Annotated in this window: 13 protein-coding genes; 7 read left to right on the top strand and 6 right to left on the bottom strand. The window is 74.5% G+C overall.

The features are described 5' to 3' along the window. The first annotated feature begins 425 nt into the window (after window positions 1-425). From ACWD4P_RS14395 to ACWD4P_RS14385, 3 genes are all read left to right on the top strand, one after another. Window positions 426-2,048 carry a carbohydrate binding domain-containing protein gene (locus ACWD4P_RS14395; RefSeq protein ID WP_449779806.1) on the top strand — a complete coding sequence of 541 codons (1,623 nt, stop codon included), beginning with the start codon at window positions 426-428 and terminating at the stop codon, window positions 2,046-2,048. Between the two features lie 251 nt (window positions 2,049-2,299). Next, window positions 2,300-3,625 carry a preATP grasp domain-containing protein gene (locus ACWD4P_RS14390; RefSeq protein ID WP_449779805.1) on the top strand — a complete coding sequence of 442 codons (1,326 nt, stop codon included), beginning with the start codon at window positions 2,300-2,302 and terminating at the stop codon, window positions 3,623-3,625. Window positions 3,626-3,708: 83 nt separating this feature from the next. Beyond that, window positions 3,709-4,680 (top strand): quinone oxidoreductase family protein, encoded by a 972-nt coding sequence (locus ACWD4P_RS14385; RefSeq protein WP_449779804.1) that lies wholly within the window; start codon window positions 3,709-3,711, stop codon window positions 4,678-4,680. A 51-nt stretch (window positions 4,681-4,731) separates the two neighbouring features. Here the strand turns inward: ACWD4P_RS14385 and ACWD4P_RS14380 are convergent, their stop codons facing one another. Genes ACWD4P_RS14380 through ACWD4P_RS14370 form a run of 3 tightly spaced genes read right to left on the bottom strand, consistent with a single transcriptional unit; the run spans window position 4,732 to window position 7,472 of the window. Further along, a complete protein-coding gene (locus tag ACWD4P_RS14380) occupies window positions 4,732-5,262 on the bottom strand; it encodes a MaoC family dehydratase (RefSeq protein WP_359829530.1) in 531 nt (176 codons plus the stop codon). Window positions 5,263-5,280: 18 nt separating this feature from the next. Continuing rightward, on the bottom strand, window positions 5,281-6,516 hold the full coding sequence (locus ACWD4P_RS14375) for an 8-amino-7-oxononanoate synthase family protein (protein WP_359829531.1): 1,236 nt from the start codon (window positions 6,514-6,516) through the stop codon (window positions 5,281-5,283). A gap of 2 nt (window positions 6,517-6,518) precedes the next feature. Then, on the bottom strand, window positions 6,519-7,472 hold the full coding sequence (locus tag ACWD4P_RS14370) for an HpcH/HpaI aldolase/citrate lyase family protein (RefSeq protein WP_449779803.1): 954 nt from the start codon (window positions 7,470-7,472) through the stop codon (window positions 6,519-6,521). Window positions 7,473-7,718: 246 nt separating this feature from the next. Between ACWD4P_RS14370 and ACWD4P_RS14365 the strand changes: the two genes are divergently transcribed. Continuing rightward, window positions 7,719-9,566 (top strand): nSTAND1 domain-containing NTPase, encoded by a 1,848-nt coding sequence (locus tag ACWD4P_RS14365; RefSeq protein WP_449779802.1) that lies wholly within the window; start codon window positions 7,719-7,721, stop codon window positions 9,564-9,566. Between the two features lie 451 nt (window positions 9,567-10,017). After that, window positions 10,018-11,097: an inosamine-phosphate amidinotransferase 1 gene (locus tag ACWD4P_RS14360; protein ID WP_449779801.1), complete on the top strand. Its 1,080-nt coding sequence runs from the start codon at window positions 10,018-10,020 to the stop codon at window positions 11,095-11,097. A 73-nt stretch (window positions 11,098-11,170) separates the two neighbouring features. Here ACWD4P_RS14360 and ACWD4P_RS14355 read toward each other — a convergent pair whose 3' ends face one another. From ACWD4P_RS14355 to ACWD4P_RS14345, 3 genes are all read right to left on the bottom strand, one after another. After that, a complete protein-coding gene (locus tag ACWD4P_RS14355; RefSeq protein WP_359828923.1) occupies window positions 11,171-12,004 on the bottom strand; it encodes an SAM-dependent methyltransferase in 834 nt (277 codons plus the stop codon). A gap of 94 nt (window positions 12,005-12,098) precedes the next feature. After that, window positions 12,099-14,873 carry a tetratricopeptide repeat protein gene (locus ACWD4P_RS14350; protein ID WP_449779800.1) on the bottom strand — a complete coding sequence of 925 codons (2,775 nt, stop codon included), beginning with the start codon at window positions 14,871-14,873 and terminating at the stop codon, window positions 12,099-12,101. Continuing rightward, a complete protein-coding gene (locus ACWD4P_RS14345) occupies window positions 14,870-15,298 on the bottom strand; it encodes a hypothetical protein (RefSeq protein WP_359828921.1) in 429 nt (142 codons plus the stop codon). The genes ACWD4P_RS14350 and ACWD4P_RS14345 overlap by 4 nt, the downstream gene beginning before the upstream one ends. 156 nt (window positions 15,299-15,454) lie before the next feature. On the opposite strand from ACWD4P_RS14345, the gene ACWD4P_RS14340 reads away from it, so the two are divergent. Together ACWD4P_RS14340 and ACWD4P_RS14335 are read left to right on the top strand one after the other, a co-directional pair. After that, on the top strand, window positions 15,455-16,105 hold the full coding sequence (locus tag ACWD4P_RS14340; RefSeq protein WP_449779799.1) for a hypothetical protein: 651 nt from the start codon (window positions 15,455-15,457) through the stop codon (window positions 16,103-16,105). Window positions 16,106-16,183: 78 nt separating this feature from the next. Next, window positions 16,184-17,071, top strand: coding sequence for a PIG-L family deacetylase (locus tag ACWD4P_RS14335; protein WP_449779798.1), 888 nt, complete (start codon window positions 16,184-16,186; stop codon window positions 17,069-17,071). Window positions 17,072-17,151: the final 80 nt, after the last annotated feature.

Raw genomic sequence — 17,151 nt, 5'->3', positions numbered from 1 at the left:
CCTTCCCCGCCCTGCGCGGTCTGCCGTCACTGCGGCCGGGCACCCGCGCGGTGAACCGGGACGCGTTGCGCGGCTTCCTCGACACCACCTTCGCCCGCGGCACCGGCCGCCGGCGCGTTTCGCGGGGGCTCCTCGGCCTGTTCGCCACCCGCTCCCGGGAATTGGTCCAGACCTCAATTGGTCCAGACCTATTGACGTGCCCGGTCCCCCCTCCTACGATCCGGTCCGGCACCCCCCTGCACGTCCCCCCACTTCACCCAGAGCCGGGCGTCACGCCCCCACGCGTCGGTCATGTCCATGACGCCCGGCGGAAAAGGGAGCACAGCATGTTTCGTCGGAGGTCGCGTACGCCACGCCCGTCGGGCGGAAGTGAGCCGATCGGAGCCCCCCGCCCGCACCGGGCGACGGTGGAGCGCGCGGCACGGGTGAACCGGGCCGGTCGCGCCGAGCGCGGGCCGGGCGTCCTGAACCGCTCCCTCGCCGTGGTGAGCGCCGCCGCCGTCATCGGCGCCGGCATCGCGGTGGCCGGCACCGTCACGGCCGGTGCCGCCACCCCCAACCTGGTGGCCAACCCCGGCTTCGAGAGCGGGCTCTCCGGCTGGACCTGTTCCGGCGGCACCGGCGCGGCCGTCGGCAGCCCGGTCCACTCCGGCTCCGGCGCGCTCCAGGCCACACCGACCGGCCAGGACACCGCCCAGTGCAGCCAGACCGTCAGCGTGCAGCCCAACTCCCAGTACACGCTGAGCGCGTACGTCCAGGGCAGCTACGTCTACCTCGGTGCCTCCGGCACCGGCGGCGGCAGCGACCCGTCCACCTGGACGGCGGGCAACGCCTCGTACGGCCAGCTCAGCGTCAACTTCAGCACCGGGGCGAACACCACCTCGGTGACGGTCTACCTGCACGGCTGGTACGGGCAGCCGGCGTTCTACGCGGACGACGTGTCGCTCACCGGCCCCGGCGGCAGCAGCCCCTCGCCGACCGCCACCGCGACGACGACCACGCCGCCGCCCACCACCCCGCCGCCCACGACGCCGCCCCCGACCTCCACGACGCCCACCACCCCGCCGCCCACCTCCACCCCGCCGAAGGGCGACACCTGCCCCACGAAGCCCAAGCCCTCGGGCAAGGTCCTGCAGGGGTACTGGGAGAACTGGGACGGCGCCCTCAACGGCGTCCACCCCGGCATGGGCTGGGTCCCGATCACGGACAGCCGGATGGCCGCGCACGGCTACAACGTCATCAACGCCGCCTTCCCGGTGATCCTCTCGGACGGCACCGTGCTGTGGCAGGACGGCATGGACAGCAACGTCAAGGTGTCGACCCCCGCCGAGATGTGCCAGGCCAAGGCGGCCGGGGCGACCATCCTGATGTCCATCGGCGGTGCCGCCGCCGGCATCGACCTCAGCTCCAGCACCGTCGCGGACAAGTTCGTCGCCACCGTCGTCCCGATCCTGAAGAAGTACAACTTCGACGGCATCGACATCGACATCGAGACCGGCCTGTCCGGAAGCGGCAACATCAACACGCTGTCCGCCTCCCAGGCCAACCTGATCCGCATCATCGACGGCGTGCTCGCCCAGATGCCCGCGGGCTTCGGCCTGACGATGGCCCCCGAGACCGCGTACGTCACCGGCGGCAGCGTCAACTACGGGTCGATCTGGGGGGCCTACCTGCCGATCGTCAAGAAGTACGCCGACAACGGGCAGCTGTGGTGGCTCAACATGCAGTACTACAACGGCAGCATGTACGGCTGCTCCGGTGACTCCTACCAGGCCGGCACCGTGCAGGGCTTCACCGCGCAGACCACCTGCCTGAACAACGGCCTCACCATCCAGGGCACCACCGTCAAGGTGCCCTACGACAAGCAGGTGCCCGGCCTGCCGGCCCAGCCCGGCGCGGGCGGCGGCTACATGGACCCGGGCCTGGTCGGCCAGTCGTGGAACGCCTTCAGCGGATCGCTGAAGGGGCTCATGACCTGGTCGATCAACTGGGACGGCTCGAAGGGCTGGTCCTTCGGCGACAACGTCAAGCGCCTCCAGGGGCGTTGATCCCCTGCCGCCGAGGCATCCGCTGAGGCACAGCCGGCGTCCCGCGCCCCGGAGCACCGCTCCGGGGCGCGGGCGTTCGCGGACGGGTCCGCCCGGAATCCCGGGGACCGGAGCGGCGGCCGGACCCTCCGGCCGGGGCCCCGGTTGTTCGGCGTTTTGTTCAATGACCGAGCGCCGAACCAGAACAACCCCGCTGCGCTACACCAGGAGCACACGTCACAACAGCGCCGAACGCCGGGAAGGTCCACCAGATGACGACGCTCTGCATCGCGAACAACCGCACCGAGGAGATGGTCGGTGACCTCACCGGGATGACACCGGCGGAGGAGCTGTTCGCCGGATGCGGGGCGCAGCGGATGATCTGGTGGGCCCGGGACGGCGACGTCCTGGTGCTGCCCTCGGGCCCCGACCCGGAGTTCCTGGCGTACGTCACCGGGCTGACCGGTGTGCGGGCCGACAGCCTGCGCTTCGTGGTGCCGCCGCCGGGCGCCCAGGGGGGCCAGGTGCTCACCGGCGACCGCTTGGCGGACCCGGGCTTCCAGGCGGAGCTGCGCCGCGTCCTGGAGGGGCGGGCCGTGGACGAGGTGCTGGCCATCGCGCCGAACGGCGCGGTCGCCGAGCTGGCGGCCGCGCTCGGCCTCGCGCACGCCATGCCCGGGCAGCCCTTCGCCGCGCAGGGCGGCAACGCCCTGGTCAACAGCAAGGCCGGGTTCCGGGCACTGGCCGCGGGCACCGGGGTGCCGATCCCGCCCGGGCGGGTGGCCGGCACGCCCGCCGAGGTCGAGGCCGCGATCGAGCACCTGCTGGGGCAGGGGCACAGCGTGATGGTGAAGGTCGAGTACCAGGGCGGCGGCCTCGGCAACGAGGTCCTCGCCCGGGACGAGCGGGTGGAGGCGGTCGGCGCCGAGCGGGTGGTGCCGCTGGCGGACCGGGCGGCGGTCGCCGGGTACGTGGCCGAGCGGTGGACCTGGCTGACCGGCGGACGCGGCCAGCGGGTCGTGGTGGAGCGGTACTTCGCGGACTGCGCGGCGCTGTACGCCCAGTTCCTGGTCGAGGACGCGGGCGTGTCGCTGTCCGGCTGCGGCGAGATGCTGATGCGGCCGGTGGTGGTCGGGGAGATCACCCCGCCGGTCACCCCGGCCCCGGAGGTCCTGGCCGAACTCGTGGACCGGGGCGCCCGGTTGTGCGAGGTGCTGCGGGGGATCGGCTACCGGGGCACGATCAGCGCGGACGCCGTGCTGACCCCGAAGGGCGAGATCCTCTTCCACGAGACCAACGCGCGGCTCACCGGCTCCAGCCACCTGCTCGACGTCTTCTTCGGCCGCCTGCTGCGCGAGGAGCACCGCGGCTCGCGCCACATCCTGGAGCTCGGCGGCCTCAGGGTGCCGTCCTTCGCCGAGGCGGTGGCGGCGATCGGCGCGGCCGGGCTGGCCTTCGACCCGGAGACCGGCACCGGTGTGCTGTTCAGCAGCGACTACGGGCCCGCCGACGGCTCGGTGATGTACGGCGTGGTCGCCGAGACCCCGGAGGCCGCCCGGGCCCTGGAGGCCGAGCTGCTCGCGGTGTTCGCCCGATGAGCGCCGAGCCGCCCACGGGCGGCGGGCTCATGGCGGAAACGGATCAGGACGGGACGACAGTGGGCGAAACCGAGGGAGACAACGTGACCGTGGACGGGAACGGGATGCGCGCGCTGGTGATCCACCGCTACGGCGGCCCGGAGGAGCTCCGCGTCGAGACGGTGCCGGAACCGCGGCCCGCCGCGGGCCGGGTGCTGGTCGACGTCACCCTGGCCGGCGTCAACTACGCCGACCTGGAGTGCCGCACCGGCGAGTACCTCCGGTTCCCGCTGCCCGCGGTGCTCGGAGTCGACGTGGTCGGGCGGCGCCGGGAGGACGGCCGCCGGGTCGTCGCGCTGCTGCGCACCGGCGGCGGGTACGCCCGGGTGGCGGCCCCCGAGGCGGCGCACACGGTGGAGGTGCCGGACGGGGTGGACGACGAGCAGGCGCTCGGGCTGCTGGAGCAGGGGGCGACGGCCTACGGCGCGCTGGTCCTGGCGGGGCGGCTGCGGGCGGGCGAGACCGTCGCGGTGTCCGCGGCCGCGGGCGGGGTCGGCCACCTGGCGGTGCAGCTGGCCCGGGAGGCGGGCGCCGGCCGGGTGGTCGCCCTGGCCTCCACCCCGGAGAAGCGGGAGTTCCTGCGCACCCTGGGCGCCGACACCGTGCTCGACCCCGCGGACCCGGACCTGGCCGGGCGGCTCGCGGAGGGGGGCGGGCCGGACCTCTTCCTCGACTCGGTCGGCGGCCCGGTGCTGCGCGCCGGGCTGGCCGCACTGGCGCCGTTCGGCCGGCTGGTGTCGGTCGGTGCGCGCGAGGGCGTGGAGGACGGCTTCACGATGGGCGAGCTGACCCTGCGCTCGGCGGGGGCGCAGGGCTTCTGGCTCAAGCACGTCCTGGCGGACCGCAAGCTGTTCGAGGACGTCGCCGACCACCTGTTCCGGCTCGCCGCCGAGCGGCGGCTGGTGGCGTGGATCGACCGGACCGTGCCGCTGTCCGGGGTGGCCGCGGCCCACCGGGCGATGGCCGCGCGGGAGACCGTGGGCAAGGTGCTGGTGGACGTCCACCGCGAGGACTGAGCCGTACGGGGGCCGGGCCCGACGGTGGCAGCCGTCGGGCCCGGCACCACGTCAGTACCCGGCGACCTCGTCCAGGCCGTGGCCGCGCAGCGGCACGAGGAAGCTGCGCTCGAAGACCACCACGACCTCGCCGGTGGACTTCGTCCCGGTGGTGCGGCAGCGGACGATGCCCTGCCCGGCGCGGCTCTTGGACAGCCGCTTGGCGAGGGTCTCGGTCTCCGCGTAGAGGGTGTCGCCGGTGAACACCGGGTGGGTCATCCGGATGTTCTCCCAGCCCAGGTTGGCGATGGTGCGCCCGCTCGTCGAGCGGGCGGTCATCCCGCCGACGAGGCTGAGCGTCACCAGGCTGGAGACGATCGGCTTGCCCCAGGGGGTGTGCTCGCTGTAGGCGGCGTCGATGTGCAGCGGGGCGTCGTTCATGCTCAGCATGCTCATCAGGACGTTGTCGAGCTCGGTGACGGTCCGCCCGGGGCGGTGCTCGACCACGTCGCCGACCTCGAACTCCTCGTAGTAGCGCCCGACCACCTCGCGGTAGCGGCGCTCGCCGATCCGCCGGTACCCGGCGGGTTCGGTGGTGTCCATCGCGGCTGCTCCCAAGTCCTAGAGGTCGGAGGTGAGTTCCTTGACGTGGCCGGCGAACTCGCGGATCAGCCGCTCGTCCATGTCGGCGCGCATCATCAGCCGGAGCCCGGCCTCGCCCTTGGGCACGATCGGGAAGAACACCGCCGAGCTGTAGAAGCCGCGTTCGAAGAGCTGGGCGGACAGCTTGACGGCCCGCTCGGCCTCCCCGACGTCGACCCGGCGCACCGGCAGGCCGTTGCCCGCGAAGGTGGTCGGCAGCAGCTCGTCGAAGAGCTCGATGTTGCGGGCCAGCTTGGCCTGAAGCTCGCCCAGTTCGGGGGAGCGGTGGATGGCCGCGCTGGCCAGCGAGGCGCCGACCAGCGGCAGCGGGATGTTCTGCGACCAGCCGACCGGGCCGGCGTGCCGGTGCAGGAACTCGAACTGCTCGCGGTTGCCGAGCATCGCGACGCCGCCGCTGGTGCCGAAGCCCTTGCCGAGGCTCGCGGTGATCACCGTCAGCGGGTTCATCTCCAGCCGGGAGCGGACGAAGCCCTCGCCGCGCTCGCCCATGATGGACAGCGAGTGGGAGTCGTCGATGTAGAGGAACAGCCCGTAGCGGTCCTGGAGTTCGAGCAGCCCGTCGAGGGCCGCGGTGCCGCCCATCGAGTACGCGCCGTCGGCCACGTAGGCGACCCGCGGGTACTTGCGGCAGACGTCCTCCAGGTAGTTCAGGTCGTTGTGCGGGCAGTTCAGCACCAGTGACTCGTCGGCGCAGATCGGCTTCACGTACGCCATGCAGAAGTGGCAGAAGCGGTCGAAGACCATCACCCGGGGCCCGCCGCCGCCCTGACAGGTGCCGTCCAGGTGGCCGGAGGCGATCAGCGGCAGGATGCCCGCGGTGAGCGAGGTACAGGACGCCCCGGGCAGGATGTGCGCGCCGAACAGCTCGCCCAGCTCCTCCTCCATCCGCACCAGCAGGTTGTGCCGGATCCGGGTGGTGGAGATGACCAGCGAGGTGTTGCGGGACTCGGTCAGCGCGTCCACCGCGCCGGCCAGGACCGCGGGGTGGTCGTTCAGGCCCAGGTACGAGCAGGAGACCATGTTGGCGAACGCGTGGCCGTTCTCGCGGACCGTCAGCCGGTTGTTGGACTCCGAGTCCACCGTGATGCCGATCAGGCCGTTGGCGGCGGCCGTCTGCCAGACCGGGTCGGCGGTGGCCAGCATGGCATCGGCGTTGCGGTACCGGCGCGGGCCGAGGATGGATTCTTCGGTCATCGTCACTTCTCCGTCGAGTGGGTCGGGGTGTCGGTGGGCGCGTCGCCCTGGGGGCGGCCGTGCGGGCGGTGCTGGGGGTGGTGCGGACCGGCGGACCGGCGCGGCTCGTCGGTCCCGGCCGGGTCGAACTGCTCGATCAGCCGCTGCGAGGCCTCGAAGAACGGCATGCCGACCATCACCCCGTCGACGACGGTGACCGAGCGGCCGTTCTCCAGCCCCGCCTCGACCACCCGGCGGGCGCGGGCCAGCAGCTCCTCGTCGGGGCTGAACGTCTCGTTGATCAGGGGAAGTTGGCGGGGGTGGATGGCGATCTTGCCGCTGAACCCGAAGTCCCGGGCGAGCCCGGCCTCCCGGCGCAGCCCGTCGAGGTCGGTGACCTCGAAGAACGGCGCGTCCATCGCCTCCACGCCCACGGCGCGGGCGCTGTTGACCACCCGGGCGCGGGCGTGGGCCAGGGCGTCCCAGGAGAGCCGGGCGCCGACCGCGAAGGCGTAGTCGGCCGAGCCGAAGACCAGCCCGCGCAGCCGGTGCCCGGCGGCCGCGATGGCGGGCGCGTGCTCGATGCCCAGCGGGGTCTCCACGACGGCCAGGAACTCCGTCTCCGGGCAGTCCGCGCCGAGCGCGCCGGCGGCGATCTCGATGTCCCGGGGCGACTCCGTCATCGGGACCAGCACCAGGTCCGGCTTGACCCGGTAGCGGGAGATGGCGATCAGGTCGCGCAGGCCCTCCGGCCCGGAGAGGGTGTTGATGCGGACCGCGCTGCGCGCGAGCTTGGTGGACGGGAGGGCGAAGAACTCCTCGGCGAGCCGACGGGCCTCCTCCTTCCGGGTGGGTGGGACCGAGTCCTCCAGATCGACCATGGCGATGTCGGCCCCGGACTGGTGGCTCTTGCCGTACCGCTCCACCGCCATCGCGGGCGTGGACAGGAGGGAGCGGCAGTACCGCGTGAACTTCATGGACATCTCCGAAGTCAGCGATGGCTGAGGGTTCCGGTTCTATCCCACGGGCTTTGTTCGGCGCCGTACGGCTGGACATTGAACATCAACTCGGAACAACCGACCCGCACGCACCATTGTTTGACGCCAATGGTGCTGTGCATGATGAATCACCGGGGGAGATCGGACACGGGGCACCCGCGACGGGTGTGGCGTGCGGGCACGCGTGTCTGCGGGACACCGCTTCAACGGAGAAGGGGGCCGTTAATGCCGCGTCGGGAGAGTCCACTGGACCCTGGGGACGGGCCGCTGCTGCGCTTCGCGGGTGATCTACGGGCCCTGCGGGAGCGCGCCGGGCGTCCGCCGTACCGTCAACTAGCGCTCCGGGCCCACTGCTCGGCGGCCAGCCTGTCGGTGGCCGCGGGAGGCCGGCGGCTGCCCAGCCTCGCCGTCACCCTCGCCTACGTGCAGGCCTGCGGCGGGGACGTGCGGGAGTGGCAGCACCGCTGGCAGCTGCTCGCCGCCGACATGGCCGCCGACACCGCGGCCCGGCGGCGCGCCCAGGACGTCGGACGGGCCCCCTATCCGGGCGCGGCCGCGTTCGAGGCGGCCGACGCCGAGCGGTTCTTCGGCCGCGAGGCGCTGCTGGACCGGCTGCTCGCCCTGCTGGACGAACGGCGGCTGGTGGTCGTCTCGGGGCCGTCCGGGGCGGGCAAGTCCTCGCTGGTCAGGGCGGGCCTGCTGGCCCGGCTCGGCGGACCGCCCGCCACGGCCGCCGGTCCGGCGGCCCGCAGACCCGGGGCCGGGGGCGGAGCGGGCCGGCCCCCGGCCGACGGCGGTGTCCCGGTGGCGCTGCTGACGCCCGGTGAACGACCGATGGAGGCGTACGCGCTCGCGCTCGCCCGGCTCGGGCAGCGAGCCGGGGAGTCGACGCGCGGCGCACCCGGCCGGACGGCCGGGGACCCGGTCCTGGTGGTGGACCAGGGCGAGCAGCTGCGGACCCGCTGCCGGGACGCCGCCGAACGGACCCGCTTCCTGGACGCGCTGGTGGCGACCGCCGGGGACGGCCCGAACGAGGCGGCGGACGGGCTGCCGGTGGCGCCGCCGGCCCGCTGCCGGGTGGTGCTGGTGGTCCGCTCGGACCAGTGCGGCCCGCTGTTCGCCGAGCACCCGGGGCTGGCCGAGGCCGGTCGCCACGGGGTGCTGCCGGTGGGGCGTCCGGCACCGGACGAGCTGCGGCGGGCCATCACCGAGCCCGCGCTACGGTCCGGCTGTACCGTCGAGGGCGCCCTGCTGGCCGTCCTCATCTCGACCGCCGCGCAGCAGCCGGGAGCGCTGCCGCTGGTGTCCGCGGCCCTGCTGGAGACCTGGCGGCGGCGCAGCGGCAACGCCCTCACCCTGGCCGGGTTCCAGGCCACCGGCGGCTTCGAGGGCGCGCTGGCCCGGACGGCGGAGGCGCTGTACAACGGGCTGGAGGACGCCGACCGGGCCCGGGCCCGGTCGGTGTTCCTGCGGCTGGGCGGGGAGTTGCTCGCCGCCGGCGAGGACTCCGCCGGCGGCCCGGCGGCCCTCGGCGACGGGCTGCCGCCGGCCGGTGGCCCGGCGTCCGGCGGGGAGCTGGTGCCGGGCGGCGACGAGGGCACCCGCAGACCGGTGCGGCGGGCCGAGTTCGACGATCCCGGGGTGCCGGAGATGATCGAACGGCTGGTCCGGGCACGGCTCGTGGTGGTGGACCGGGACAACGTCGAACTGTCCCACCAGACGCTGCCGCAGGCCTGGCCCCGGCTGCGCGGCTGGCTGGCGGAGGACCGCGAGGCGCTGGGCGAGCGGCTGCGGCTCACCGCGGCCGCGCGGGGCTGGGCGACCGCCGACCGGGATCCGGAACTGCTGTACCGGGGCGTGCGGTTGGAGCAGCTGATGCGGCGGGTGGCGGCCGGCGAGCTGGCCGCGGCCGGGATCGAGCGCGCCTTCCTGGCGGCCTCGGCCAAGGCGGCCGTGGCCGACCGGCGCCGGGCGCAGCGCCAGAACCTGGCGGTGGCCGGGGTCGCGGCGGCGGGCGGGGCGCTGCTGGCGCTGGCCGGCGGGAGCCGGATCCGCCGGGCCTGGCGGTGGTGACCGCCGGGCCCCCGCCGGGGCGGCCGTCCGGGCCTGAACCGGGGCGGCCGCCCGGCTTTTGATCGGCGTCGGGGCACGGGAGTCGAACAACGGAGGCTCGGCCGGCGGTCCGTCGTGGCGGCGCTTCCGGGGCCGATGGCGGTCCTTGCGCCGCCGTCGGTCGTCCGGTTAGCGTGACAGTCGATCCGGGATCTTCGACAGGCGAATTCGGCCGCCCGGTCGCTGGTTTCCGGTACGCCGCGGTCGTCCGGTGCCGGTCCGGTGGTCGAGCCGTTCCGATGTCCGTCACCGGTTCCGCACCGCTCCGGGCCCCGTTCCGCGGCGGCCCGCGGCCGGCCGGCGCCGGCCGGGCCCCACCGCCCCGCGGTGCGGTCGCGGGCCGCGCGGTTCCGGGCCCCCGTGTCGGCCGTCCCGTCCGCCTTTTCCCCAAACCCCGTGCCAAGGGAGAGTCATGTCCGAATCGGCCCGTCCGGTCCACAGCTGGGACGAGTTCACCACTCTGCGGGAGATCGTGGTCGGGACCGCCGTCGGCGCCCGGCTGCCCGAGCAGACCGAGCCGTCCTCCTGGCTGTCCTGCTTTCCGAAGACCAGCGCCGCCGACCTCGCCTCGATCGAGGTCGGCCCCTACTCCCGGCAGGTCGTCGAGGAGACCGAGGAGGACCTGGACGCCCTGGTGGCCACCCTGCGCGGCCTCGGCGTCACCGTCCACCAGCCCGAGGCGGTCGACCACGCGGCCGCGTTCGCCTCCCCGCTCTGGAAGGCCGACGGGGGCTTCCACTCCTACTGTCCCCGGGACCTGACCCTGGTGGTCGGCGAGACGCTGATCGAGGTGGCGAGCCCGATGCGGCAGCGCTACTTCGAGGTCTTCGGGCTGCGCGGCCTCTTCCAGGACTACCTGCGCCGCGGGGCCCACTGGCTCGCCGCCCCCCGGCCCCGACTGGCCGACGAGCTCTTCGAGTTCGACGAGGACGGCCTGCCGCTGCTGGGCGAGGCGGAGCCGGTCTTCGACGCCGCGAACGTGCTGCGGCTCGGCCGGGACGTGTTCTACCAGGTCTCCCGCAGCGGGAACGAACTGGGCCTGCGGTGGCTGGAGTCCACCCTCGGGCTGCTCGGCGACGGCGGCCTGCGGCTGCACCCGCTGCGCGACATCTACGGGTACACCCACATCGACAGCACCATCGCGCTGCTGCGGCCGGGGCTGGTGCTGCTCAACCCCGAGCGGATCGGCCCGGACACCGTCCCGGAGCCGCTGAAGGGCTGGGACGTCCTGTGGTGCCCGCCGGCCGAGCCCACCGGCGACGCGCCCGAGCACGCGCTCAGCGAGAGCTGGATCAGCATGAACCTGCTGATGGTCTCGCCCGACACGGCGATCGTGGAGTCCGGCCAGGAGAGCCTGATCAAGTTGCTGGAGCACGCCGGGATCACCGTCCTGCCGCACCGGCTGCGGCACTCCCGGGTGCTCGGCGGCGGCTTCCACTGCGTCACCTTGGACGTGCGGCGCGACGGCGGGCTGGAGGACTACCTGTCCTGACCGGGGCGCGCGCGGGCCCGGCCGGTCACCGCCGGCCGGGCCCGGGCCGGTCAGGGTTCGCGGGCCGGCCCGGTCAGGGCTTGCGGGCCAGTCCGCAGGAGATCAGTCGCTCCCACACCGACAGGGCGCCCTCGTCGGCCGGGACGTCGCCGGGCCCGCCGCCCGGAGCCGGCTCCGGGCGCCACAGCGAGCAGGGGACCAGTCCGGGGTCGAGCAGTTCGAGCCCGCCGAACAGCCCGAGGATCTCCTCGTCGGTGCGCCAGCGGCCGCGGCCGAAGCTCTCCTGGAGCTTGCGTTCCATCCGGGCGGTCTCCTCGCTCCCGTCGTCCCCGGCGGAACGGAAGTGGGAGATGTAGACCAGGCTGCCGGAGGGCACCCGGTCCGTCCACCAGCGCACCAGGTCCGCGGGCCGCTCGGCGTCCTCGACATGGTGCAGGATCGCGCTGAAGACCACCCCCACCGGTTCGTCGAAGTCGATCAGCCGCCGGACGTCGGGGTCGTCGACGATCTCCCGCGGCCGCAGCAGGTCCTTCGCGACCAGCGTGGTGCCGGGATCGCCGGCCAGCAGGGCGCGGCCGTGGTCGAGCACGGTCGGATCGTTGTCCACGTAGACGACGCGGGCCCCGGCGCCGTGCCGCTGGGCGGCCTGGTGCACGTTCTCGGCGGTCGGCAGGCCGCTGCCCATGTCCACGAACTGGCGGATGCCGTCCCGGGCCATCGCGCCCACCGCGCGGACCATGGCCCGGCGGTTGGCGAACGGCATGGCCACCGAACCGGGCAGGTCCCGGAGGAAGAAGTCGCCGACCTCGCGGTCGACGGGGTAGTTGTCGGTGCCGCCGAGCAGGTAGTCGTAGACGCGCGCGATGCTCGGCTTCGACTGGTCGATCCTGGTGGTGCGATCGGTCATGGGCGTCAACCCGTCCCTGGGAACCGTCCGTTGTCGCATCGATCGTAGGAGAACCGCCCCCGTACGGTCCGTCACCACGCGCGGACGCGCCCGGTCACTGCCGCGGACGGGGACCCTCGCGCCCGCGCGGGGCTCCGGCCAGCAGGCCCGACACCAGGACGGACAGCGGGTGGTCCGGGCCGACCGTCCCGGTCAGCCGGTCGAGGACGGCCCGGTACCCCGCGACGGCCCCGGCCCGGTCGCCGCACGCCTCGTCGACCCGGGCCAGGGCGGCGCGGCTGCCGAGGGTGTCCGGGTGGTCCGCGCCCAGCAGGCGGGTGCGCTGCTCCACCACGGCGGTGAGCAGCGACCGGGCCCGCGGCAGGTCGCCCGCGGCCCGGCAGGCCACCCCGAGGTTGTTGCGGGTGAGCACGGTCTCGCGGCTCTCCGGCCCGAGCAGCCGCTCCTGCTCGGCCAGCACCGTCTCGAACAGGGGGACGGCCAGGGCGGACTCGCCCCGCCCGTGGTGGGCGGCGGCGAGGTTCCCGGCGCTGCGCAGGGTGTCCGGGTGCAGCGGGCCGAGGACCTCGCGGCGCCGGCGCAGGACCTCCTCGAACAGGGCGAGCGCCCGCTCCGGCTCTCCGGCCGCGTCGTGGGCGGAGGCCATCATGGAGAGGCTGACCAGGGTGTCGGGGTGCGCCGGGCCGAGCACACCGGTGCGCTGCGCCAGTGTCGTGCGGCAGAGTTCGAACCCGGTCGCGACGTCACCGGTCGTCAGGCAGAGGTGGGCGAGGTTGCTCCCGCTGAGCAGGGTGTCGGGGTGCTCCTCGCCCAGGGCGGCCGTCCGCCGGGTCAGGACGTCCCGGTAGATCTCCCGCGCCCGGCCGAGGTCGCCTGCCACGTCGTGGGCGTACCCGAGGTTGCCCAGGCAGCTGAGGGTGTCGGGGTGCTCGGAGCCGGCGAGTTCCTCGAAGCCGGCCAGCGCCTCCCGGTAGAGGGCGATCGCCTGCCGGTAGCGGCCCGTGCTCTCGTACGCCCCGGCGAGGTTGTTGCGCAGCCGCAGGCCGTCGATCCCGGGCGGGGCGTCGGTGCCGCTGCCGGTGCGGCCGGGGATCCGCGGCAGCAGGTCCTCGTAGATCCGCACGGCCCGGTCGCTCCGGCCGAGGGCGGCGTGGGCGCCCGCGAGGTCGCTCAGCAGGGCGAGGGTCCTGCGGTGCTCCGGGCCGAGGGCGTCCCGGCTGTCGGCGGCGGCCCGCTCGTACTCCTCGACCGCCTGCCGGACGCTGCCCCGGGCCTGGTGGGCGGAGGCGAGGCTGCCGCGGATGTTGAGGGTGGTGAGGTGCCCGGCGCCGTGGACCCGCAGGCTCCGCTCCAGGAGCGGTCCGAGGAGTTCGGCGCTCCGCTCGGGTCGGCCGGCCGCCAGGTGGACCCGGGCGACGGCGCCGGTGGCCACCAGCACGGACGGGTCCTCGGGCCCGGACCCGTTGCGCAGGTGGGCCTCGTACCCTTCGTACAGCGGCAGCGCCCGGACGGTCTGCCCGCGCTCCTCCAGGTGCAGGGCGGCGTCGGCGTACAGGGTGGACAGCGCGGTGTCGCAGGTGTCCCGCGGGTCGGTCGCGGCCAGGGCGCGGACCTGGCCGACCAGCCGGGCCAGCTCGGCGGCGTCGGCCTCCGTCCCGGGCCCGCCCGGCCGGACGGCCCGCAGCAGGGCCCGTTCGGCCTCGGGCCGGCCCCGGGGAGCGGCCCCCGCCGGGCGCCGGGCGAGGGCGTCGGTCCGCAGCACGCCCTGGACCAGCCGGTGCACCCGGACGTCGCGCCAGGCGTAGCCGATCATGCTGTAGGCGTGCAGGACGCCGAGCGCGTCGTCGGCCGCGAGCTCGTCCGGGGCCAGCCGGGAGACGAGGTCGCGCGGGCAGCCGTCGGCGTCGAGCCAGGCGAGGGCGTACAGGAGGTCGACCGCGACCGGGTCCTCGTCGGCGACCGCCGCCAGGGTGACCTGCCACACCCCGGCGACGGTGCGCTGCGGGTCCCGGCCGGCGGGGGTCCTGGACAGGTGGAGCCCGAGCCGGTGGCGGTAGGAGGCGACCGTGGCGCGGGTCCGGCGCAGGTAGGCGCCCGCCTGGTCGAGGGCGAGCGGAAGGCCGCCGAGGTCCCGGGCCAGCCGCCCGACCTCCCAGCGCGTCCCGTCGGACCCGTCCCACGCGGAGACGACGGACCACAGCAGCTCGGCGGCCTGCTCCCGGGGGAGGACGTCCAGGGGGAGCAGCGCGCCCTCGGAGGCGACACCGACCGCCTCCCAGTCGTCGGCGAGCCGGGTCGTGACCAGGTGGTGCCCGCCGGTGAGGCTGCCCAGGAAGGGCGCGAGGAGCGCCGGGTCCTCGACGTCGTCGTACACCAGCAGCCAGTCGGTGTGGTGCCGGAGCCAGGCCAGGGCCCAGGCGGTCAGCTCCGGCCGGTGCGCCGTCGCCGCCCAGGCGGGGGCCAGCTGCCGGGTGATCCCGGCCAGGGCCTCCTCGACGGCCCCCGGGGCGGAGGCCTCGATCCACCACACCAGGTCGTACGAGGTGCGGAAGGTCTGGGCGTACTGCCGTACCAGGGTGCTCTTGCCGACCCCGCCCAGCCCGTGGACCACCGCCGTCGCGGCACCCGGCCCGGTGCTTCCGGCGGTCAGGGCCTCCCGCAGCGCGGCCAGTTCCCGCTCCCGGCCGGTGAAGCGGCCGTTCGGCCGGAGCAGGTGGACGACGTCGACGGCCGGGGTGTCGGCCGCGGAGCGCAGGGCCTCGGCGGGCAGCACGACCGTGGTGACCTGGGTGACCATCACGCCGTCGTTGGAACTGTGGAAGTTGGCGATCTGCCCGGCCCCGCTGAAGCTGTGGGTGGGCGAGGTCACCGGGCGTCGTCCCCGCGCAGGACGGTCCTGGTGCTCATCGTCCCGCTGTTGTGACCGGTGTTGACGACGGCCCCCGGGCCGTTCACCACGACGCTGACCGGGGCGGGCTCCGGCCGCGGCAGCAGCGCGGCCAGCTCCGCCAGCAGCTCCGGGTCCTGGCGCAGCGTGCGCCGGACGGCCTGGCGCAGCGCGCCCCGGGCGTCGGCGCCCGCGTCCTCCTCCGCCGCCTCCAGGACGTCCCGTTCCAGATCCTCGCGCTGCCGCTCGTCGCGCCGGTGCCAGACGCGCTGGAGGATGCGCGTGCCCAGGCCCACGGTGGCGGTCGCGGCCGCGTCCTGCGCCTGCGTCAGCACCGCGTCGCCGTAGGCGGCGAGCGCGGCGCCGATCGGCGGGCCCGCCAACTCCATGAACGCGTCGAGCTCCATGGGCTCCCCCTCGAAATCCCGGGCCGTGGTGGCCGGTTGCCATGAGTGGGCCACAGCGTAGGCAACCCGCGGGCGCACCGGGCGCCGGACGGGCGAAACGGCCGGTCTCGATCCGGTGTCGGCCGGCTGACAGTGCCGGGTGGCAGAGTTCGGCCCATGAATCTCACGACCACGCTGCACAGTTGGGACGAGTCCGTCGCCCTCTTCGAGCGCCGCGGCCTGCCCGTCTCCTCGTACGAGAACCTCTACGAGGAGTCCTACGACGTCCACGCCGGCGCCCTGTCGGTCGACGGGCACCTCGACCTCGACGCCCTGGACCTCTACGGCACCGGCTGCGTCGTGGACGGTGACCTCGACGTCAGCGGCGCCGTCCTGAACATCGACGACGGCTGCCCCGCGCTGATCGTGCTCGGCGACCTCCGGGCGGCCGCCGTCTTCCTGGAGGGCGACGCCAAGCTGCTGGTCCGCGGCAGCGTCCACGTGGAGGCCTTCGTCGGCAACATGACGGACAAGCTGGTGATGCTCCACGGGGACCTGCACGCCCGGGTCACCGTGCTGTCCGCCGGGTTCGAACCGGACCTGGTCGAAGGCACCCTGCACGGTGCCGTCCTGGCGCCCGCCTACCTCGCCGCCGACTACCCGGCCTCCGCCGGCGCCGAGACGGTGCTGGTGCCCGAGGTCCTGTGCGCCGGCGCCGACGACGACCCCGAGGACCAGGGCGTGTTCGACGCCCCCGGTGTCCACGGCGGCCGCCTGCTGCGCCGCATCGAGGACGGCCTGCCCGTCACCCTCGCCGCCGGCCGGTGAGCGGGATGTCCGGAGCGGCCACCCCGCTCCGTGGCGCAGACTGGGACGAGTACTTTTCATACCGGAGGATGGATTCTCATGGCTGACCGGCCGCTGACGCTGATGGCGGTACACGCCCACCCCGACGACGAGGCCACCGGGACGGGGGGTGTCCTCGCCCGGTACGCGGCGGAGGGCATCCGCACGGTGCTCGTCACGTGTACGGACGGACGTTGCGGCGACGCTCCGGGAGGGGTCAAGCCGGGCGAGCCCGGGCACGACCCGCAGGCCGTCGCGGCGATGCGCCGGCAGGAACTGGAGGCCAGTTGCGAGGTGCTGAAGGTCACTCACCTGGAGCTGCTGGAGTACGCCGACTCCGGGATGATGGGCTGGGCGAGCAACGAGGAGCCCGGCTCGTTCTGGCGCACGCCGGTGGCGGAGGGCGCCGCCCGCCTCGCCGAACTGATCCGGCACTACCGGCCCGACGTGGTCGTCACCTACGACGAGAACGGGTTCTACGGCCACCCCGACCACATCCAGGCGCACCGGATCACCATGGCGGCGCTGGAACTGACCGACGAGCTGACGCCGAAGGTCTACTGGACGACGGCGCCGCGCTCGGGCATGCGGCGGTTCGCGGAGGCCATGCGCGAGTTCGGCGCGGACTGGGAGGACGCGGGCCCGGCGGAGACGGGCGAGACCGCCGGGGCGGGGGCGGGAGGCGCGGCCGAGGCGCCGGAGCTGCCCGAGCTGCCCGAGATCGGCCTGCCCGACGAGGAGATCACCACCTGGGTGGACACCACCGCGTTCGGCGGCCGGAAGTTCGACGCCCTGGCCGCGCACGCCAGCCAGGGGGAGAACATCTTCTTCCTGAAGATGGGCAAGGAGCGGTTCACCGAGCTGATGGGCGTGGAGACCTTCGTGCGGGTCAAGGACTCCACCGGCGCGGCCGTCCCGGAGAACGACCTCTTCGCCGGGCTGCGCTGATGCCCCGGCGCGCGGTACGGACCAGGCCGGGCCCGTACCGCGCGCCGGCCACCGGCCACCGGCCACCGACTACCGGCGGC

The sequence above is a fragment of the Kitasatospora sp. NPDC002543 genome (assembly GCF_053594915.1).
Note: the sequence above shows the minus strand (reverse complement) of the source record. Positions and strands in the feature narration are given on the sequence as shown.